Origin of the sequence: Guptibacillus spartinae, from assembly GCF_028610625.1 — a bacterium.
In the GTDB taxonomy this organism is placed as follows: domain Bacteria; phylum Bacillota; class Bacilli; order Bacillales; family Guptibacillaceae; genus Guptibacillus; species Guptibacillus spartinae.
Genome location: NZ_JAQQWU010000005.1, coordinates 1 through 21,252 on the forward strand (window position 1 = coordinate 1; position 21,252 = coordinate 21,252).

Annotated in this window: 22 protein-coding genes; 4 read left to right on the plus strand and 18 right to left on the minus strand. The window is 40.6% G+C overall.

Features of this window, described 5'->3' with window-relative positions:
* From PQ511_RS10370 to PQ511_RS10405, 8 genes are all read right to left on the minus strand, one after another.
* A partial coding sequence (locus PQ511_RS10370; protein ID WP_273851824.1) for a hypothetical protein occupies positions 1-935 on the minus strand: 935 nt, incomplete at its 3' end.
* A 372-nt stretch (positions 936-1,307) separates the two neighbouring features.
* Positions 1,308-1,763: an immunity protein YezG family protein gene (locus PQ511_RS10375; RefSeq protein WP_224600443.1), complete on the minus strand. Its 456-nt coding sequence runs from the start codon at positions 1,761-1,763 to the stop codon at positions 1,308-1,310.
* A 21-nt stretch (positions 1,764-1,784) separates the two neighbouring features.
* Positions 1,785-3,629, minus strand: coding sequence for a DNA/RNA non-specific endonuclease (locus tag PQ511_RS10380; RefSeq protein WP_273851825.1), 1,845 nt, complete (start codon positions 3,627-3,629; stop codon positions 1,785-1,787).
* Positions 3,626-3,934: a hypothetical protein gene (locus PQ511_RS10385; RefSeq protein WP_273851826.1), complete on the minus strand. Its 309-nt coding sequence runs from the start codon at positions 3,932-3,934 to the stop codon at positions 3,626-3,628. Before PQ511_RS10385 ends, PQ511_RS10380 begins: the two co-directional genes overlap by 4 nt.
* Positions 3,935-3,949: 15 nt before the next feature.
* Positions 3,950-4,174: a hypothetical protein gene (locus PQ511_RS10390; protein WP_159781778.1), complete on the minus strand. Its 225-nt coding sequence runs from the start codon at positions 4,172-4,174 to the stop codon at positions 3,950-3,952.
* A complete protein-coding gene (locus tag PQ511_RS10395) occupies positions 4,161-4,856 on the minus strand; it encodes a DUF4176 domain-containing protein (RefSeq protein WP_273851827.1) in 696 nt (231 codons plus the stop codon). Before PQ511_RS10395 ends, PQ511_RS10390 begins: the two co-directional genes overlap by 14 nt.
* A gap of 302 nt (positions 4,857-5,158) precedes the next feature.
* Positions 5,159-5,680: a DUF6141 family protein gene (locus PQ511_RS10400; RefSeq protein WP_273851828.1), complete on the minus strand. Its 522-nt coding sequence runs from the start codon at positions 5,678-5,680 to the stop codon at positions 5,159-5,161.
* Between the two features lie 15 nt (positions 5,681-5,695).
* Positions 5,696-6,427 carry a MurR/RpiR family transcriptional regulator gene (locus tag PQ511_RS10405; RefSeq protein ID WP_273851829.1) on the minus strand — a complete coding sequence of 244 codons (732 nt, stop codon included), beginning with the start codon at positions 6,425-6,427 and terminating at the stop codon, positions 5,696-5,698.
* Between the two features lie 206 nt (positions 6,428-6,633).
* Between PQ511_RS10405 and PQ511_RS10410 the strand changes: the two genes are divergently transcribed.
* On the plus strand, positions 6,634-8,070 hold the full coding sequence (locus PQ511_RS10410) for a glycoside hydrolase family 1 protein (protein WP_273851830.1): 1,437 nt from the start codon (positions 6,634-6,636) through the stop codon (positions 8,068-8,070).
* Positions 8,071-8,162: 92 nt separating this feature from the next.
* On the opposite strand, the gene PQ511_RS10415 is transcribed toward PQ511_RS10410, so the two are convergent.
* Positions 8,163-8,759 carry a flavin reductase family protein gene (locus PQ511_RS10415; protein WP_273851831.1) on the minus strand — a complete coding sequence of 199 codons (597 nt, stop codon included), beginning with the start codon at positions 8,757-8,759 and terminating at the stop codon, positions 8,163-8,165.
* A 179-nt stretch (positions 8,760-8,938) separates the two neighbouring features.
* Between PQ511_RS10415 and PQ511_RS10420 the strand changes: the two genes are divergently transcribed.
* The 3 genes from PQ511_RS10420 to PQ511_RS10430 all read left to right on the plus strand — a co-directional run bounded on the left by PQ511_RS10420 (position 8,939) and on the right by PQ511_RS10430 (position 11,036).
* Positions 8,939-9,367, plus strand: coding sequence for an SRPBCC family protein (locus PQ511_RS10420; RefSeq protein ID WP_273851832.1), 429 nt, complete (start codon positions 8,939-8,941; stop codon positions 9,365-9,367).
* Positions 9,367-9,693, plus strand: coding sequence for an ArsR/SmtB family transcription factor (locus tag PQ511_RS10425; RefSeq protein WP_273851834.1), 327 nt, complete (start codon positions 9,367-9,369; stop codon positions 9,691-9,693). The genes PQ511_RS10420 and PQ511_RS10425 overlap by 1 nt, the downstream gene beginning before the upstream one ends.
* Positions 9,694-10,481: 788 nt before the next feature.
* Positions 10,482-11,036: a dienelactone hydrolase family protein gene (locus tag PQ511_RS10430; protein WP_273851835.1), complete on the plus strand. Its 555-nt coding sequence runs from the start codon at positions 10,482-10,484 to the stop codon at positions 11,034-11,036.
* Between the two features lie 124 nt (positions 11,037-11,160).
* Here PQ511_RS10430 and arr read toward each other — a convergent pair whose 3' ends face one another.
* The 9 genes from arr to PQ511_RS10475 form a co-directional block, all read right to left on the minus strand.
* On the minus strand, positions 11,161-11,574 hold the full coding sequence (gene arr / locus PQ511_RS23720; RefSeq protein WP_420541689.1) for an NAD(+)--rifampin ADP-ribosyltransferase: 414 nt from the start codon (positions 11,572-11,574) through the stop codon (positions 11,161-11,163).
* A 653-nt stretch (positions 11,575-12,227) separates the two neighbouring features.
* Complete coding sequence (locus PQ511_RS10440) at positions 12,228-12,644, minus strand: hypothetical protein (protein ID WP_273851837.1); 417 nt, start codon at positions 12,642-12,644, stop codon at positions 12,228-12,230.
* Positions 12,645-12,986: 342 nt separating this feature from the next.
* Positions 12,987-13,319 (minus strand): YciI family protein, encoded by a 333-nt coding sequence (locus PQ511_RS10445; RefSeq protein WP_273851838.1) that lies wholly within the window; start codon positions 13,317-13,319, stop codon positions 12,987-12,989.
* Positions 13,320-13,615: 296 nt separating this feature from the next.
* Positions 13,616-15,127 carry a glycoside hydrolase family 32 protein gene (locus tag PQ511_RS10450; RefSeq protein ID WP_420541683.1) on the minus strand — a complete coding sequence of 504 codons (1,512 nt, stop codon included), beginning with the start codon at positions 15,125-15,127 and terminating at the stop codon, positions 13,616-13,618.
* A 24-nt stretch (positions 15,128-15,151) separates the two neighbouring features.
* A complete protein-coding gene (locus tag PQ511_RS10455) occupies positions 15,152-16,819 on the minus strand; it encodes a glycoside hydrolase family 13 protein (RefSeq protein ID WP_273851839.1) in 1,668 nt (555 codons plus the stop codon).
* 41 nt (positions 16,820-16,860) lie between these two features.
* The gene (locus PQ511_RS10460) at positions 16,861-17,685 is read right to left on the minus strand and encodes a carbohydrate ABC transporter permease (protein ID WP_273851840.1); all 825 of its coding nucleotides are present in this window, start codon (positions 17,683-17,685) and stop codon (positions 16,861-16,863) included.
* On the minus strand, positions 17,685-18,545 hold the full coding sequence (locus PQ511_RS10465) for a carbohydrate ABC transporter permease (protein WP_273851841.1): 861 nt from the start codon (positions 18,543-18,545) through the stop codon (positions 17,685-17,687). Before PQ511_RS10465 ends, PQ511_RS10460 begins: the two co-directional genes overlap by 1 nt.
* Before the next feature lie 103 nt (positions 18,546-18,648).
* The gene (locus PQ511_RS10470; protein WP_273851842.1) at positions 18,649-19,929 is read right to left on the minus strand and encodes an ABC transporter substrate-binding protein; all 1,281 of its coding nucleotides are present in this window, start codon (positions 19,927-19,929) and stop codon (positions 18,649-18,651) included.
* Positions 19,930-20,186: 257 nt separating this feature from the next.
* Positions 20,187-21,179, minus strand: coding sequence for a LacI family DNA-binding transcriptional regulator (locus PQ511_RS10475; RefSeq protein WP_273851843.1), 993 nt, complete (start codon positions 21,177-21,179; stop codon positions 20,187-20,189).
* Positions 21,180-21,252 lie beyond the last annotated feature (73 nt).

Below are 21,252 nucleotides of genomic sequence, written 5' to 3' on the forward strand. Positions count from 1 at the left end.
ACCCTATTCGAATTCCCCGCAATCTGCATGCCGCCTCTAACGTCTTGGACAAATTCACCCATGCCGCGCTTCATTCCTTCAAAGGCGTTATGCTTTTTCACGATGGCTGCGACGTCTACTTTACTGCTTCCAGCGACCTTGCTTAAGTTTGAGTTCGGGATCTTTCCAGCGACTTTGGCGAGGCTGGCTGATTTTCCTGCCATGCCGACATACGGGATAAAGGCTGTGGAGACATTTCCTGCGACATAGGCCACTCCTTCGTCTTCATAGGTATCGGAGAAGGATTGTGTGATCGCTTCAGCAACGCCCATCGGATCCTTGATTGCCTGCATGGCAGCGGCTCTATAGCCTTCGACTCGTTTATCCGCTGCTTCCTTTAAAAAGTCGGGTTCAATGGAATCTGGAAGTTGATGGGAGGTGTAGACGATCCCGGCGTCACCGGCAACCGTGACGATGCCCTTTCCGATTTCATATAAACCGAGAACGAGTCCTTTTCCAAAGCCATAAATGTCAGAGGAAAGGTCTTCGACACCGTCCCAAACGCCTTCAAACACACCCGTGTAAGTCATTTTTAGTTTTTGAGCTTTCCCATAATAGTCGTCATCTGTATTCTCAAACGGCTTTACTTTTGTATTGTAAATGCCCCAGAGGTCGTCCATTTTTTGCTGGAGGACACTTTCAGACCGATTGATTTCACGACGAATAGTGGTTAAGTTCGCTTCATTGCTTCGGCTTTTTTCAATTTCACTTTCGGTTGGATCATCAAAAAATGGGAAGGTGTTGTAGGGTGCCCGGCTTGCGACGCGCGATGCTTTTCCAACATTCCCTGATATCCCACGCTCGATTTGTTGCAGATTGATCCAAATATCATTTCGATCCACTTGCATCATCGATTGTCTCGCTAATGGCGTGATGTAGGCATTCGTAACAGTCACATAGGATTCGAATAACGTTAGAAGATCCTGAATTTGTTCATGATAAGCTCGGATATAATCCTCTGATTCTTCGATCTAGTAGTTTGGGGTGTTAGAAAAAATAAAGCCGGCATACAGCCGGCGGTAGTTGCTAAAAATTGTGGATTTGATGTGCTTGAAAATGAGGAATTTCATTTGTAGCTGTGAATAAAAAAACATTCATAAGTGAATTAAATAATGTTAGAGGAAGGACGAGGTACCTGTCCCTACGGCTTTTCAAAAAAGCACTTGATTTCTAATTTCCAATCAAGTACTTTCAAAAAATAAGTCATCTAAAATTATTTATTCACCTTAATAGCTTTATAACTATAATTTAATAGCAAGCATCAACTATTAAAGGTTATTACTTTTTATTTCCTCAAACCACTCATTACCAACATGGTCTGCTGTTTTAATATCATCATGAGTATAAACTAAATCATATTTATAATTAGCACTAAATTTTCCACTCTTTACATCATAAATTAATTTCATCTCTGTTGGCATATCTCTTTCATATTCCTTGCACAATAATTTTACTTTTTGGATATCTTCACATATTATACGTAATACCATAGACTGACGTTTTGGAGATACATCATACTCCCCCGTTCCATCCTTTACAGCTTCATTCAATTTATGAGGTTCAACATAACTATTATTAATTAGATAGAAAAAATTAGCAGAAATAATTCCCTCTTCACTTGAACCATAAACATATACTTTATCTGCTTTGTCCTCAACATACTCCATACATATAGAAATCATATCTGCTTGTAATTCACTAAATTTATCTTCAAATTCTTTCATAATACTCATTCACTCCTTAAACTAATTTTCAATAATTTTAAAACCGGACTTACCATCAATTGTATAATTAACAATAAATGTTTTTGGACGCAAATCTATTTCTTCATATGATATTTCCACATCGACCGTCACCTTTTTAGGAGGTATGTCATTCAACGCTACAGCCCATTCATCTTCAATCTTTTTATACTGCTTCAAATTAACATCTGATAATTGCGATACTAAATTATCAAGTTTAGGTGATCCTCCGAACCTATCTCCCGCCAAATGACCTGCATGATCCTTTCCTTTTATTTTCCCTAATGTATTTCGGCTATGTGAGAGTCTATTTACCCTAGTAGTTAATTGAAGGTTATCTGTTTCAAACTTTGTAATCCTACCAGCACCATCAGTTTCATAAAAATAATCATATTCGCCTGTTTGGTATCTAATATTAGGTTTTAATCTATTTTTTCTTCCGTTTGTATACTGTTCTCCTTTTCCCACTAATGGGGTAACTTCACTTTCTCCAGCCAAACGATTACCCGTACGATTACCACCATCTACCCGCTCAACCTCAGTCTTAATCCTAACAATCGAATCATCCACCGCACGATTCGGACCACTACTCCTAGAAACCGATGCAATGCCACTCTCCGCTACATCCCCGACTTTCCCAACCGCATTCCCTGCAACACCATTCGCCCCAACAGCTACCCTATTCGAATTCCCCGCAATCTGCATGCCGCCTCTAACGTCTTGGACAAATTCACCCATGCCGCGCTTCATTCCTTCAAAGGCGTTATGCTTTTTCACGATGGCTGCGACGTCTACTTTACTGCTTCCAGCGACCTTGCTTAAGTTTGAGTTCGGGATCTTTCCAGCGACTTTGGCGAGGCTGGCTGATTTTCCTGCCATGCCGACATACGGGATAAAGGCTGTGGAGACATTTCCTGCGACATAGGCCACTCCTTCGTCTTCATAGGTATCGGAGAAGGATTGTGTGATCGCTTCAGCAACGCCCATCGGATCCTTGATTGCCTGCATGGCAGCGGCTCTATAGCCTTCGACTCGTTTATCCGCTGCTTCCTTTAAAAAGTCGGGTTCAATGGAATCTGGAAGTTGATGGGAGGTGTAGACGATCCCGGCGTCACCGGCAACCGTGACGATGCCCTTTCCGATTTCATATAAACCGAGAACGAGTCCTTTTCCAAAGCCATAAATGTCAGAGGAAAGGTCTTCGACACCGTCCCAAACGCCTTCAAACACACCCGTGTAAGTCATTTTTAGTTTTTGAGCTTTCCCATAATAGTCGTCATCTGTATTCTCAAACGGCTTTACTTTTGTATTGTAAATGCCCCAGAGGTCGTCCATTTTTTGCTGGAGGACACTTTCAGACCGATTGATTTCACGACGAATAGTGGTTAAGTTCGCTTCATTGCTTCGGCTTTTTTCAATTTCACTTTCGGTTGGATCATCAAAAAATGGGAAGGTGTTGTAGGGTGCCCGGCTTGCGACGCGCGATGCTTTTCCAACATTCCCTGATATCCCACGCTCGATTTGTTGCAGATTGATCCAAATATCATTTCGATCCACTTGCATCATCGATTGTCTCGCTAATGGCGTGATGTAGGCATTCGTATCAGTTACATAGGATTCGAATAAGGTCAGGAGATCCTGGATTTGTTCATGATAAGCTCGGATATAATCCTCTGATTCTTCGATCGTGAACACCCAGGCATCAATGCTTTCCCCCTGGTTCGGCTTCACGTATTCATTGATTTTAGCTAGGGACGACTCCATTGTATCAAGGGCATGTTTGTACTTATGTAGCTGTTCTATGATGCCATCCAGTATACCATAATTGATCTTGAGGTCCCGCTTCATTCCGTGTTGCTCCTGATGGTCGTGCCGATCTTTTCATCCGTTTCTTTCATCTTTTCTAACAGCATGTCCCCTGCTTGATAAATCGCATCTAGATTGTTCAACAACTGCGTTTGGCTATCATTATGCATGTTATCTAGTAACGCATCGACCTCTTCTATGAAATCGGAGTTAAAGCTTTTTAACTCGTCTCTCGTGGAGTCATGGAAATTCTTTGTGTAACTTTTAAATTCTGAGATGCTTGATTCCAACGAATTCAATGCGGATCGCAGCTCAGATAGATTCAATTCAATCTTTTGACTCGACAACGGTGTAACCTCCTTTTATTTAAATTGAACGGATTGAATTTTAGACAAAAGCTGATCGATTTCAGCGACCATGCCTTCGACGATCTCCCTCATCTCCTCGTAAGCAGAAGCATTTTCAAAATCCATTTGATCAAAGTTTTGTAGAATCTCGTGCCGGGCATCATTCAAATTATTGATAATGCCACCATCCCATCCTGCGTACAACAGATTGTGGCAAAAGTCATAATCATACAGTTGCATGATCGCTCACCTGCCCTCGACTACTTAGATTCTGAATTCTCCTCATGTCCTCGTCCGAAAACTCAATCGACGTGATCCCTTTTTCCAGAATCAATTCTTCTTTCATGAGATAGTCATATGACTCTTCCATCTCATCTTGATAACCCATATGGACAACCTTCTGAATCAATGGATACGTAAAATGGATCGTGTTCCTCTTGTTCAATTCGCCAAATGGATACACGACACCAGCGTAAGGAAAATAAGAATGATAAGTTTCCGGAAAAATAAATCGGCCAGTAATCACCACTTTAATCGGTTCGGAAGCAGACTCACCCGGGTTAAAATACCGTGGATCCAATTCAACCACAGTCCCTAGCGGCAAAACCTCACGCATGAGATCAATAGAATAAGTTAAAAAGGAAACATAAGAAGCGTCGTCTAACCAAAACCTCTTATCTAAAAAAGAGATCATGTGAAGCTCTTGTTCCTTACGATAAAAAATATCAACACCTTGACTCGTTATCTCCAAGGAATCGAGTTGATGTCTATAGGCATCATGCAAATGGGTGAAAATAGACGCGTCTTCCAAAAACAAATTCGCAAACTCATGAATCTCTGATGCAAACGCCGTCTCTCCAAAAAGCTGTTGGTTTTTCTTCATCCCTAACTCTTTTAACTTCGTCTTATATTCGTTGTTCATATTTGGCTTTCCTCACTTTCAAGGCTACTCTGAAAGAATAACCCCCTTGATACGACAGCTGCTCTCCACTATCGTTTACTAATAAATCATCTATACTACTATTCCTCACACTTCTCAAATTTCAGGAGAATAGTAGGTTTTCTAATTACTGCTGTCAATGAACTTCCATTAATTTCTAAACTTAGAATACCCTCTCTTTCCCTTCTTTTCTATGTCTTTCGACGCATTCCATGAAAATAGTCCTTTTCTCTTAGGAGAAAAGGACTATTCCTGCGAATCTCGTATGCTGTTCACAATCGTAGCTAGTCATTTCGATTTCCACTCATTTGATCTATCGCATCGACCAACCGCTCTGGCTTCCTAGATCCAATCAAAACCTTCTCACCGTTCACTTCAATCAAAACGCCATGCTTCCCGCTAATGGAATAAGCCTTCTCACCGCTGGAATTCCATCGGATTCCCCATCCACCAAACCTACGAAGTGGCCGATAGTTCAAACTCTCATAATGCGTTATATCCTTATATAAGAAAACACGAGGTGTTAGATGAAATGGGACAAATCGCACATAAACCCCATCATCCCTCACCTCAGTAATCAGTCGCAGCCATCCGAGCATAACGATTGGAAAAGCAATCCCGAAAATAATCCATAAAATGATCACTTCCATGTCAGTACCTGGATTTCTCCCAAACGGAATGCCCATCACAACCTGACGGAAAAAGCCAATCCACATTAGGATCGCGATGCCAATTACAATCGCCCAGATCCAGACCTGGTTTGGGCGCTGAACTTCTTTGTAGTGGATTTTCTCCTGTTTATTCATCACAACCTCCTTCAATTATCCCTCTCCATTCAACTTATAAATCTCACGCGCAATTGATTCCAAAATATACACAACCGGAACCTGTGACGTGATATTCGCTTTTTCATGAAATTCTTCCGTTATGTAGTAAGGAATATTGAGATCAGAAATTTTAGCAACCGTTGAGAATTTCGTGTTCGTAATGCTGATAATGTGGCTTCCCTCTTGCTTCAGTTGGTTCAAGTGCGTCACGGTAAATTGGTTTTCACCCGATACGGACAGCACGATCGTGACGCTATTCTTCTGTAGCTTCGAATGGATCGGAAAGTGAGGATCTTTAATGTACAGCGAGAATTTCCCTAAGCTTGAAAAATATCTAGCGCCATATTCCGCAAGTATCCCTGAGCTTCCAATTCCGATAAAAATGACGTTATCCGTGTCCGCAATGAGCTTGGCGGCCAGCTTCATTTTTTCCTCGAGATCATCGTTTAACGATCGGTCAAAAAACTCCGCTACCGCATGCTGGGGAGGATTAATGACCGTTTTCTTCTTCTCATTCAACTGCATTTTAAGCTTTACTTTAAATTCGGAAAATCCCTCACACTCAACTTTTTTACAAAAGCGCAAAATCGTTGCTGTGGAGACATGCGTTTCATCGGCTAACTCACGAATACGCATATAAGCGACTTTCTCACTGTTTTGTGTGATGTAGTTATATAGTGACGTTTCTAACTCATTGAACGACGCAATCATGGCATTTGAAAACATGCTGTATTCTCCTTCACTGTCAGATCTAGAATGCTCGCCATTCTTCTCCTTTTAGTATATCACCAGTTGCCTCTTTGTAACACAGTGTTACTTTCACGTTACAAATGCCTTTTCACGGTACTTCCAACAAGATCCGCTCTCTTCATTTACTCTTCTGCTCGTTCTCGCTATGATGGTCTAAAGCAATTCATTGGAGGGAAAACGAAATGAAAACCGATCACTTCCCAGAAGGATTCTTATGGGGCGGCGCTACAGCTGCGAATCAAATTGAAGGTGGCTTTCATGAAGGAAACAAAGGCTTGAACATTGCGGATGTGCTACCAGGTGGAAAAGAACGACTGAACATTCTGCAATCCCCCGGCTTCGATTTTCAAATTGATCGTGAGAAATATAACTATCCCAACCATGAAGCGATTGATTTCTATCATCGTTATAAAGAGGACATCGCTCTCTTTGCCGAAATGGGCTTTAAGGTCTTCCGCATGTCCATTGCTTGGACGCGCATTTTTCCAAATGGCGATGAGCTAGAACCAAATGAAGAAGGCCTAGCATTCTATGACCGTGTGTTTGATGAACTGCATAAGCAAGGCATTGAACCCGTTGTCACCATCTCTCACTATGAAATGCCGCTCAATCTTGTGAAGGAGTACGGTGGCTGGAGAAGTCGTAAAGTTATCACTTTCTTTGAACGCTATGTTACGTCGATTTTTAACCGTTACAAAAACAAGGTGAAACACTGGATGACGTTCAACGAAATTAACAGCGGCTTTATTATGCCAATTCAGGGTCTTGGTTTTGCGATTCAACAAGAAGAAGACAAATACCAGCCAACATTCCAGGCGTTTCATCATCAATTCGTCGCAAGCAGCATCGCAGTCAAAGCGTGTCACGACATTATTCCTGAGGCGAACATCGGCTGTATGATCCTATACGCACCCGTTTATTCGTACGACTCTGACCCTAAAAATGTGATGTACGCACTTCAAGAGGAGCGTCTCTTTAACTACTTCTGTGCCGATGTTCAAGTAAGAGGCGAATACCCAGCCTTTATTCAACGTTATTTCAAGGAGCACCACATTGAGTTAGACATTCAAGACGGTGACCTTGAAAGTCTAAAAGAAGGCACGGTAGATTACATCGGCTTAAGTTACTACATGTCTCGAACGGAGAAAAAGGAAAAATCCGCTCTTGAAGCATCAGAAGGGAACTTGATCGGCGGCATCAAAAATCCTTTTCTCCAGGCAAGCGACTGGGGCTGGGAAATTGACCCTGAAGGATTGCGTATTGGATTAAACAAGCTATACGAACGGTATCAAGTCCCCCTTTTCGTTGTGGAAAATGGCTTAGGGGCTTATGACAAAATAGAAGAAGACGGCTCCATTCAGGATACGTACCGCATCGACTATCTTCGTAACCACATAAAGGCGATTGGAGAAGCGATCGAAGACGGTGCTGACGTGATCGGTTATACAAGCTGGGGCTGCATAGATCTTGTGAGTGCTTCATCAGGTGAATTCTCAAAACGTTACGGCTTTATTTATGTAGATAAGCAGGATGATGGAAGCGGAACGTTAGAGCGGAGAAGGAAGGAATCTTTCTTTTGGTACAAGAAGGTCATCGAAACGAACGGAGAAAACTTGTAGCGAAATTCGATTTAAATGAAATCGTGTATATTAGTAAAAGCAGCTTGGAGGCCCATCACCCTCCCAAGCTGCTTTTCTATCGTTCATAACGCTCACCTCGGCAACGTGAAAAATTCCTTACTCTCACTATAGTTCCCCGCAAACCTTCCAAGAGGGGAAAGCTTTTCGAGATCGACTTTATAGTTTCCTAGATACACATCATCCTGAATATGATAGTGTGTCATTTCCCCTAGAACAAGGGCATTCGAACCAAGGGGAATGATCTGATGGAGCTTGCATTCCATATGAATTAGAGCCTCTTTCACCCGCTTCGGTTTTACCGTTACACTATCAATTGGTGTTAAACCAGCATATTGAAATTCATCCACTTCTGCCGGGAGATTCTCCGCACTTTTTTGCATTTCGTTTCCAAGAGAACTCGACACCACATTAATTACAAATTCCTTTTGCGAGCGGATATTCGCGAGCGTATCCTTTTCCGCACCCTGAGGTTCCCCTGATGCCCGCCCGATGGAGATGGCGAGAATGGCAGGTTTCGTGGAAGCAACGGTAAAGAAACTAAACGGCGCTAAGTTAAGTACACTGTCTTCTGAAACGGTTGATACCCAGGCGATCGGCCGTGGAACTACAGAACCGGTTAGTAGTTTGTAAATATCTTTTGTTTTTAGGTCGGACGGGTTTAAATCCATCTACTTCACTCCTCTAACTACTAATAATGACAGTTATTATTTCCCTATATGATCTACCATGAAACGAACCGGAATTATAATAAGAAGTTAATGCCTGATCCCCTCCTCAACTTGATATATAACCAAAAGGTGTTATAATATACATAAAACCAAATGGTGTCATATCAAGGAGGATCGACATGAGTGAAACAAACAAAGTACCACAAATCAAAAAGCAAGTAACCTTTCAAGCGCCAATAGAAAAGGTCTGGAAAGCTGTTTCTTCTCGGGAAGGCATGGCGGAATGGTTTATGCCAAATGACTTCGAGCCTGTGGAAGGGCACGAATTTAAACTGGAAACACCCTTTGAAACCTCCCCTTGTAAAGTCTTAACGGTGAATCCACCAAAAGAACTCTCCTTCTCATGGGGAAATCAGGGCTGGGTAATCCACTTTTTGTTAGAAGAAGTAGAGGACAAAACGGAATTCACACTCATTCACGATGGCTGGGGTCATCCAGATGAATTGATGAAACCAACCGATAAAACGCAGCAAGATGCGCGCAATACGATGAACAACGGCTGGGAAAGCATCGTCAACGAACGATTGCGTAAGGTTGTAGAAGCCTAATGTCGGCAGCGCCTAAGCATGATGTTTATCAGGCAATCGCAGACTCCTCCAGAAGAGAAATGCTCATGCTACTTGCTAAAAACGATGCTTCCATTAAAGAAATTAGTGAGCATTTCTCAATTAGTCGGACCGCGATCGTGAAGCACCTGAATGTGTTATCTGATGCGAAACTGGTCAGTGATCGGAAAGCGGGTCGTAGCAAGATTTACTCCCTTCAACCCGAGCAGTTAGCAGAGGTGAAAGAATGGGTCTCCTACTTCGAGCAGTTTTGGGATAATAAGATTAGTATGCTGAAGAATCTGGTGGAGAGTGATTTTGAGGAATAGGTACTATACCCGAGTAGCAAAAGACATTTATGTTATCAGGCAATTAACAGCACCAAAGATTAATAATTGGTTCTTATCGGGGTACAACATATGAAATTTCAATAGAAAATGCCACCCAAATCAACTAGTGATTTGGGTGGCATTTTTATTTGGCATACCAGTGGTTTCTGTATATCTATCCTTTCAATAACTACTGAAATTACAGCACAATTTACAAGTACAAAAAAACAGCAATTTCCCTCGCACCGAGATAGTTGAAGACTTGATCTCAAGATAATCTATCTATCTTCGCTTCTACTCGCCCCTAGCCTAGACCCTCTCTTATTTAATAATAGGATGAGCCTCATCATAAAAAACATAAAAAGATTATTAGGTGAAATTTCATTAATTAATACATCCGTTTCTACTACTCCAAAACAGTCCAAAACTCAACCTGGTACAGCAATAATAGGATTTTATTAGTTTCCACGTGATCCTCCGGAAAGTCATTAATGTTCTCTTTACTTTCATCAAAAAGACTCATTCCGTTTTGGTTAAGTAACTCTCATAATTTTTTTACACCTTTAACTTCGATTTCAAAATTGATCACACAATTATCTTATTAGAATTAGTAGCGCCACTGCAAAGGAAGGAGCTTAATCTTGGTTTAATTTTTCCCTTTCAAAAAAAACTAAGACCTTGGAGAAGAAGTTAAGATTATGGCAGGTCAAACAGTATTTTTGTCGAAATTTATAAATAAAAAAGTCGAAATTGATTAAATGGGGGAGTAAATGATGGCAGAAGTTTTGTTGTTACACCATGTTTTAGGCAAAACGGAGGGAATTGAAGCAATCGCAGAGCAACTAAGAGAGGCTGGGCATATCGTGCATGTGCCAGATTTATTTGAAGGCCGAATATTTTCCTCCTTGGAAGAAGGCTTAGGATTTGTTAAGGAAATCGGATTTAGAGAAGTGACGGCGCGTGGCATTCGAGCTGCCGACGACCTTTCTCGAGATCTCGTCTATGCTGGTTTTTCACTCGGTGTCCCGGTAGCACAGCAGCTCGCTCAAACTCGTAATGGCGCAAGAGGCGCACTTTTTTTTCATGCCTGCCTCCCACCCTCGGAATTTGAATCTCCATGGCCCGTCGACTTGCCTGTACAAATTCATGCCATGAATGCAGACCCCTTCTTTGTTGAAGACGGCGACATCAACGCGGCACGTGAACTTGTGGAGTCGGCTAATCACGCTGAACTTTTTCTGTATGAGGGGAAGGAACATCTCTTCACCGACAGCAGTATACCTTCATATAACCCTGTTGCGGCGAAGGTTGTAATGAATCGGGTTCTCGACTTTCTCGAATAGCTACAATCTGTATAACACTCTATCAATACCAAAAAAGCCTATCTTATTTCAGATAAGCACCCAATTATGGAATAAAAATGTTAGATTAAAACAAAATAACATTTTTATTCCATTTGATATATTTTCAGTTAATAATGTCACCCTTGTTTTTGGCTAGTTTTTTTCGCCATTCACTTCGTTCACTAGTTGTCAATTTCGCCCAATCAGTTTCTTCACCAATAATTCTTAAAGGTTCTTGAGAACGATAAGATCGTGTTAAGTTACCCGGGAACTTTTTGTCAGTAACATTTGGATCGTTTTCAAATTCACCTGTTGGTTCTATTTTATAAACGCGATCTCTTCCTTCCCCTTTTGCTAGTGCTGCTGCAAGTCCTGCGCCATTGGCATTAGCAGTGAAATAAATGTGGTTCATTTTAAGCCCAGGTTTGTAATTTGAATTTCCCCCCGGTGTCAGCAAATCACCAACCTGTAAATCTGCCTTCGTCCCATGGTAAAATGGTCCTTCATCAGACGGTGCCCCGCGATATGAGTTTGACAATTCATAATTTCTTTTTGCCTTATCAGCATCACCCAACTCCTCATAGCATTTGGCAATGTTTAAGTATAACGTTGGGTATGCACTCTTAACATTATCATCATTTATAAATAGTGCACTCTGTAAAGAGGTTTCCATCCATTTCAATTTGTCGGTAATACTCTTTTGTTTACGAGCCAAATGATAAGCTGCAATAAACCTTTCATAGTCGTTTTTTGCTTCGTGCAAGGCTTGATGGAACAACGTTGTTGCACCTTCAATATTCCCGCCATCTTCCATGTTCATCCCACGTATACAGAGTTTAATAACGACGTTGTTTTGATCAAATTTTATATTCATTTAATCTTTCCTCCAAATGAATGAAATCAGATTTTTGAACTACATTTCTACAAACCCCTTTATTTAAAAACCAAATACCTTCCCTATGATATTTTTTATAAACAAATTTATTCCTCTACCATGTACCGTTTGTTGAACAAAAATCAAGCAATTCTTCATCTGTATTTTACCATAAATATAGCTTATCCTTTTTGTATTAAACTGCCCCGAACTTTCATATGAAAAGGCTGATCTACTTATTGAAGAAAAGCTCCGAGATCATTGAATACTCTTACTAAGCACTCTCATTAAATGCTACTCTTTAACAATATTGAGCTCTATATATTTAAGAATCCTCTTATTCTTTCAATGTCGTTTTGTGAAATTCTATACACCTTATCTTCGTATCCAATGTATGTAAGATAGCTTTCTTGATCTGAACTTCCAAGTATAAGATGTAGACCTTGAGTATCTTGATTTTCATACTCCACTAGAATATCGTAGTCGGGAGTTACTTGAGAAAGCTCCTTATTAACCAATGTCGTTCGTTCTATAATCTCTTCAAAACTAGATGTTAGTTTGTTTTCTTGTGAAGAAAAGATATAGTTTTCATTTAGCCCTCCGAAACCGTCTGAATTAGAAACAGAGATTTTAGTAATTTGATCCAATACCACCATTTCCTTGTTTTCAGATTGGCACCCTAGTAAAGTAAACAAAATACACACAAATGAAATTATCAAAGTAAATCTTTTCATACTCTCCCCCAAATATTTTTTCAGATTAATCTCTAAAGCTCTCCTAAACAAATCTTCAATACCAATTATTTCAAATTAACGCTAATAACTCAATCTTTTTTGCACAGAAAAGGAGCCTATCTTATTACAGATAAGCCCCCTATATATGAGAATTCGAATTCAAGATATATCTGCTATGGAGATCAACTATAAGGATAAAGTTTCTAGAAAATCAGCTAGTCGGAATAATACCTATTTCATAATTAACTGTTACTACTCTTCTGTCGTTAGTATCTAATATTATTTTTGTAACGACCGGGGGCTGAACAGAAAATCGATAAATTGCTAGTCACTCACACTGAACTAGCTACCTGTATTCCAAAACGGCCGAATCTCAATGACACCATTTGCTCTAGCACAAGGCGTGTTAGCTACGAGGTCGACCACTTCTTCCACATTCTCTGCTTCGATGACAGAAAACCCCGCTAGTGGTAGTCCGTGATGTACTTCGGTTCCTTCCGTCACCTGGAGGTTCTTATCCCAATTTCGAACAGCTGTCACTTTAGGTTGTACGGCTGACATCAGGTTTCCCCGCTCTTGTATCACCTTATCTTGAGCCAGTACTTCCTTCTTCTCGCTATCGTTCAACCCATTCCACCCTGTTTCATCTCCATACGCCAAGCAAAGAAATTTCATAGTTCAACCTCTCCTCTTTTTGATCTTTAGAGACGCCATCGCCATAAATATAAATTTCCTTTAGGCAATCATACAAAGTTGTAGAGAGACTAGAAGCATCGCCTTCTGCATAGTGTGATTTGAAACCACTCATATTAAGTTCGATACCAATCCAATTTAGTTTCAAAACTGTCTATTATCTCGAAAAAGAGTCTTCCACACTCACTACCCTATTGCTTAACACCAATTATTTAGAATCGACATTACTTTCACAAGTGTCTGATTGAATCATTAGCACTCCCTTTTATTTTTCCTCTTTAATGCATCACGAGAACCGTCCCCGCGATTCCCCCCCCGCGATTCCCAAGCGACCATTTTTCCAACTTAACAATCTTTACTTTACGATCAGAGAAGAATTGAACACCGTTAGCGTCTTCGCCAGGATAAATACGGGCGCTCATCACTTTTTCACCTTCTTGTAGAAAAACTTCTACAGAAGACCGATCAATAAAGATCTTCAAGTTTAACAGGTTATTCTTCAATGAAAGTGGCGCCTTTCGAATGCCACCTGGTCCTTTTCCTGAATTATCTCGATTCATAGAGAATAATTGATTTTCACCGTCGTACGTAAGGATTGTTTGCTCTGTGAATAAGTCGTTGCAACGGACCTTTACACCGAATTGAGTTGTCTCCATGGCATCAATGACTACGTTGATTTCCATGGAATCTCCCTCTAACCCATCAAGCGTTACCTTCTCTTCGACCAGGATATTTTCGAAATGCAGGTAATCATGACGCAACGATTCAAGTTCTTTTACTGGTAAGCACTTTAACTGATTATTTTCAAAATAGATTTCCCGCGGTAGCGTCATGGCTCCAGCCCAATGATCCTTGCGCTCAGGCATATCACTTTCCCACATGGCCATCCAGGCTATCAAAATTCTACGTCCTTTGTTATCAAGTGTCGTTTGAGGGGCGTAGAAGTCAAATCCGTAATCGAGAGGGTGAAACGAGTCGAAATCAAATTCGCCTTTAGTCAAATTAAGATCTCCAAGAGCATAAACGGCTTGGTGAAGATTATGATAGAACTCACCTTCTGGCTCTACTCCTTGCGGGGACATTACCAATACATCCTGACCGTCTAACTGAAAGAAATCGGGGCACTCCCACATATACCCCATATTCCCTTTGCCTCGTGCAGCCACGTTCATAAATTCCCATGTTAATAAATCCGATGAGCGATACAGGAGTACTTGACCCACTCGATGGTTTGTTTGGGAACCTAGTACGCAATAGTAATGTTCCCCTTGTTTCCAAACTTTTGGATCACGAAAATGGTTTGGATGAATATCACCCTCTGGGGGCTGTGAGATAACTGGATTCTCAGCAATTTTAGTGAAATTCTCTCCATCTTCACTCACCGCGATACACTGAACTTGTTTAAGATCGGTGTCCTGATTCTTTCCAGTCCACCTATTTCCCGTATAGAAGAGAAAAAGCTTCCCATCTTTTTCAATGGCACTACCTGAGAAACACCCATCCTGATCATAAGGTTCACTCGGTGCGAGTGCATGAGGAAGGTGTTCCCAGTGAACAAGGTCACGACTTTTAACATGCCCCCAGTGGATATCCCCCCATTCCGTTGAATAGGGGTGATGTTGATAAAAAAGATGGTACTCATTTTGGAAGAAACTAAAACCATTAGGGTCATTCATCCAAAACACAGGTGCGGTTACGTGATAGTGCAATCGCCACTCATCGTCCTCTAATTCTCTACGCTTATCCCTAATCGATTCGGTCGCGCGCAGAATTTGTTCGCTATGCTTCAAAAGATCACCTCAGCAATGGAATTATTAATAGAGTTTGTATACTCTCGCTTCATATGGCTTTAAGGATAGATGTTCAATGCCGTCTTGAGCGTTACACTCATAATTACTCATTAGTAATTTAGATGAGTTATTTTTCAACTCTTTTGGAAGCTGGAACTCGGCTTCTTCTGCAAAGAGGTTCGTCATGACTACCATAATTTCATCACCGAGACTTCTTGTGTAAGCAAAAATGTGATCATGCTCAGGTAAAATTAGCTTGTACTCGCCGTAAATGAAAACGGGATTGTTTTTTCGAAGCTTGATGAGGTTTTTATAATAGTGATAAACCGAATGTTTATCTATCATCGATACCGCTACGTTGATCTCTTTATAATTGGGGTTCACTTTTAACCACGGTTCATTCGCATCAGTAAAACCTGCATTTTTTCCATTAGACCACTGCATCGGCGTTCTGGAATTATCACGACCAGATTTCCAAATACCCTCCATAATTTCCTGGTGAGATTTGCCTTCTTTTATTTCGCAAGCATATAGGTTCTTAATCGCCACATCATCATAGTCTTCAATTGATTCGAATTGGACATTGGTCATGCCAATTTCTTGCCCTTGATAAATGTAGGGTGTTCCCTGCATTAAGAAATATAATGTAGCAAGACACTTACTCGATTCCTTGTGATACGTTTCATCATTTCCCCATACGGATACAGAGCGTGGGAGGTCATGATTTTCTAAAAAGAGAGCATTCCAACCGCTATGAAGGCCAGTTTGCCACCTCGTGAAAACACGTTTCAGCTCGTGAATATCAAGCCCGTTGTCTTTTCCTTTTTGCCAGAGGTTGTTGTGTTCGAATTGAAAGATCATATTAAACTTCCCGTTTTCTTCTCCGACCCACTCATCCGCTTCTTCTACCGTCACCCCGTTCGCCTCACCAACCGTCATGATGTCATAGTGATCAAACGTTTCGTTTCTTAGTTCTTCAAGAAATACTTGAATCCCTTCCCGATTTCGATGCCCTTCCATTGAAGGAGCATATTTTCGCATAAGAGGATTGTCGACATCTGGAAAGCCCGGTACTTTCTTGATATGAGAAATGGCGTCGATTCGGAAACCATCAATGCCTTTATCGAGCCACCAGTTGATCATGTTGTACAACTCATTCCTGACAGTAGAATTCTCCCAGTTTAAGTCGGGTTGCTTACGAGAAAAGACATGCAAATAGTATTCGTTTGTTTCTTGATTCAGCTCCCATGCCGACCCTTCAAAAATAGACGCCCAGTTATTAGGCTCCTCCCCTTCTTTACCAGGGTGCCAAATATAATAATCTCTGTATGGATTCTCTTTCGACGATTTCGATTCGATAAACCACGGATGTTCATCAGAAGTGTGATTGATCACTAAGTCCATGATTAACTTCATCTTTCGTTTGTGTAGTTCCGTTAATAAGTGATCGAAATCTGCCATATTCCCAAATTCAGTCATGATTTCTTTGAAATCTGAAATGTCATACCCATTATCGTCATTTGGTGAACGGTAGATGGGGCAAATCCAAACCACATCGATACCTAGATCCTGTAAATAATCCAGCTTCGAAATCACGCCCTGGATATCCCCAATTCCATCTCCATTGGAATCTTTAAAACTTCTTGGATAAACTTGATACACGACTGATTCTTTCCACCATGCTTGACTCATTGTTTTCCTCCTAAACGATCTACCGAATTAAAAATTGCAAACTACTTAACGGCACCTTCTGATACTCCTTTAATGATTTGTTTCTGAGCAAAGAAGTAGAAAATGATGACTGGAATGATTGCAAGCGTCAATCCTGCTAGTGCTAAATGCCATTGTTTTGTATACTCTCCAAAGAAGAAGAACATTTTAAGCGGAATCGTGGCATTCGCTTCCCCTAATACAAGTGACGGTAAGAGATAGTCATTCCAAATCCAAATCACATTTAAAATCCCGACGGTTACTGAAATTGGTTTGAGTAATGGAAAGATGATGTACCAAAACAATTGAAAGCGATTGGCACCATCGATAATCGCGGCTTCATCTAGTGACTTTGGTATCCCGGTCATTGCCCCGTGATACAAGAAAATCGATAGACTGCATCCAAAACCGAGGTACATGAAAATGAGACCGGCAGCATTTAAAAGATCTGCTTGACCGAAAAGAGAGACAAGCGGAATCATGACAGACTGAAAAGGGATCAGCATGGCTGCGACAAAGACAAAGAAGATGATGCCGCTCAGCTTACTTTTATTTCGAGCTAATGCGTAGCCTGCCATAGCTGAAAACAAAATGATAATCGCGACACTGACACCAGTAATTAGTAATGAATTAAACAATGATTTTAAGAATTCAAGGTCACGAAAGGCTTGAACGAAATTCTCTAATGCGAGTGATTCCGGAAAGCCAATCACTCCAGTGAAGATTTCTCTTTTCGTTTTAAAGGCATTCACAATCATGAGATAGAATGGCGCAATCCAGATGAGCCCTAACACCAATCCAAGCACTTCGACGGAAAATAGATTTTTTCGTTCCTTATTCATCTTCATTACATATCTACCTCCCGCTTCTTATTGTAGTAGACCTGTGTTAACGCAATGACGGCGACGATTAAGAAGAAAATAACAGCTTTTGCTTGAGCGTATGCCATTTCATTATCCGAGAAGGCTGTTCGAACAATTTCCATCGCGACCATTTGAGTGGAGTTAAACGGACCGCCGTTTGTTAAGGAAAGGTTCTGATCATAGATTTTGAAAGCCATTGATAGCGTAAGGAACATACTAACGGTAAAGGCAGGAGCAACTAACGGGAAAGTAATACTCTTAAATCGCTGTAACGCACTAGCTCCATCGATTCTGGCTGCTTCAATTAAATCCTTAGGTATGTTCTCAAGGTAGGCAATATAAATAATCATAATGTACCCAGCCATTTGCCAGGAAGTAAGAATAACTAATCCCCAGAATCCCGTCTCAGGAGTTGAAAGCCATCCTCCCATGCCTTCAAGTCCAAGGAGATTCCCAACATCTCCAAAAACACTGATAAAAATAAATTGCCAGATAAAACCTAGAATCAACCCACCGATTAAATTCGGCATAAAGAACACGGTTCGAAGCAAGTTATTGGATTTAATCTTTCGAGTCACGATCAAGGCGAGACAGAGACCAAACACATTTAGCAAGATGACGGTTACAATCGAAAATTTGACAGTAAACCAAATTGAACTCATAAATTCTTCTTCTTGAAAGAGATTAAGATAATGTTCAAAACCTACAAATGATGTTGCCGTTAACCCATTCCAATCTGTAAAAGAAAAGACGAATCCATAGACAAACGGAACGACAACCACAATGCCAAGCGCTAAAATAACCGGTGACAGAAAGATCCAAAACCATTTATTTTGATTATTCATGAATACCCTCCTTGATCGTTAAAAACTGACGACGAATTTTGTTAATTAAAAGAGAAAAGAACAACCCTGTGCGATGGATTGTTCGTATTCTTTTAACAATGGATTATTTCCGTAACTCTTCCCACTTTTGTTTTGAATCTTCTTCTACTTCGTCCCATGTCATTTTTTCACTAAGGTATTTCTGAATATTTCCGCCAAGGTAATCTCCCCAGACTCCAGGGTAGCCGAGTAAGACCCATCCGGTCGTGTCGCCATTAGAAGAATAGGTATAAATTTCTTTTGAGAGCGGATCGGCAATTCCGTCCGTATCAAATCCTTCATAAGCCGGAATGAATTTAAAATCTTTTAGGACAGCCTCTTTCCCAACTTCAGAAGTGTACATCCAATCAAGAAAGTCTTTAGATGCCTGAATCACTTCATCGTCACTATTGTTGTTCACTGCCCAATAGTTAGGAATGCCCACCGGCAGCTTCCCTTCTGACCCTTCAACCGGAATTGGCATGATGCCCATGTTGTTTTCTGCAAACTCCTGGTCCATTTGTTCGACTGAAGGGTAAATCCAGTTCCCTTGCTGAATGATTGCTACTTTTTGTAGGGAAAAGTATTCCTCCACCTGTTGAGAGTAATCCAGACTCAGAACAGGTTGAACAGAATATTCGGTTTGTAAATCTACCATTCTTTGAAACTCTTTTCCTTTTTCGAATGAAACGGATTCTGCATGATAAGCTTCTAGCACCTGCTGATTAAACTCTGATGCTAAGAACACATTTGAAAGGTGGTTACCCGGCACCCATTTTTCTTTAGCTGGGAAGGCAAATACAGCTTCAAGCCCCAACTGATCTTTTTGACTGTCGATTTCTTTTACTGCTTTCTCAAGATCTTCATAGGTTAGAATGTCTTCAGAATGAATACCTGCTTCTTTAAAAACCTTTTTGTTATAAATAAAACCGTACCCTTCCTGATTAAAAGGAAGCCCATGCACTTCTCCATCTTTTGTCACTGGATCAAGACTACCTTCTAACGCCAAATCAGCTGCCTTCGTATCCGATAAATCACTTAAGTATTGTTCAAAGTTAGCAGCCTCTGTCGGACCAGCAATACTAAAGATTTCGGGTTCATCTCCAGAAGCAAACTTTGTTTTCAAAGAACCAGCATAGTCAGAGCCACCGCCTACCGCTGTGATTTTGATATCCACATCTGGATTTTCTTTTTCATATTCTTCTGCTAGCGCTTCAAATTGATCCTTGAACTCTACCTTTCCTTGAAAAATTTCAATGGTTAGTTTATCGCCGTCAGATGAACTCGGTTCACTAGATGAAAATGAACAGCCGCTTAACAATGCACTTGAGATCAGTAACGTTGAAACAATTGTTTTTCCTTTCAATTTAAGCACTCCCTTTTTATGATATCGGTTTCACACCAAACCAAAAAAATTTATCCTAAAAACTCTTAAAAAAATATAGTTGCAGTAAAAACCGCTTTCCAATTCATCGACAACAAAACCTGGTATCGGTTTCATAAATGATTAAAAAAATAGACCTATTAAATCCTATACTCACTCCTTTTTCTTGTTAATTCGTATTATAGGACAATATGGTATCGGTTTCAAGAAGTTTTTTAAAAACTCTTTTTTATCACCGATTATGTCGACTTTCTCTCGATTAATTCTACAGGCAATTCGATGTTTTCAGGAATGGTGCTGTTTTCTTGCATCATTGTAACGAGCCCTTCTACCGCCTTCTCTCCCATTAATGAAATAGGCTGTTTGATAGTGGTCAATTTAGGATGGAGCATTTCAGCTAGCGGCTGATCATCAAATCCAATAACGGCAAGATTTTCTGGCACTTTCACATTCTGATCATTTGCTTCAATCATGACTCCGGCAGCTACCTCATCGCTACCTGTAAAGATGGCTGTAGGTCGGTCATCCATTTTTAAAATCTGCTGTAAAACTGATTTTCCATCTTGAATTGAATGCTGATCTACAAAGATCCAGTTCGGATTCAACGATAAACCTGCCTCATTTAAGGCTTTTTGATAGCCCTGATTACGGTCCTTGTCTTTTCCATCCTCAGCAAATAAACCGCCTGTACAATAGGCAATTTTAGAATGGCCTTGTTCAATAAGATGCTTTGTACCTAGATAAGCGCCTTTAGATTGATCTACGCGTATAGAAGGAATCGTTGAATGGTTCAAATACTCGTTACAGAATAGAATCGGCCCATACTGCGTATAAGAATGAATGGTATCTGCATCATTTTCAATGGCGGTCAAGATGATCCCGTCGATTTGCCTTGTTTTCAATAAATTTAAAAAGGACAGTTCTTTTTCCTTGTTTTCGTTGCTTTGAAAGATCAAGACCTGGAAGTTATGTTCAAAAGCCGTCTGTTCAATCGAATTAACCAAATAGGAAAAGAAAGGGTTGACGATCCTCGGAACGATCACACCGATCGTGCTTTTCAACTGGCCTCTTAATCTTCTTGCGGCAGGATTTGGGTAATAGCCCAGTTCCTCCATTGCTTTTTGAACCAGTTCTCTTTTCTCTTTTGAAATGTAAGGATGATTATTAATCACTCTTGATACCGTTGACTTCGATAAACCGGATCGCTTTGCTACATCTGATATGGTTACCAACTTTAATCACTCCAACTCTAAAAAATCTGAAACCAGTTTCATATAAGTTTATCAGCAATTAGTGGGAACTGCA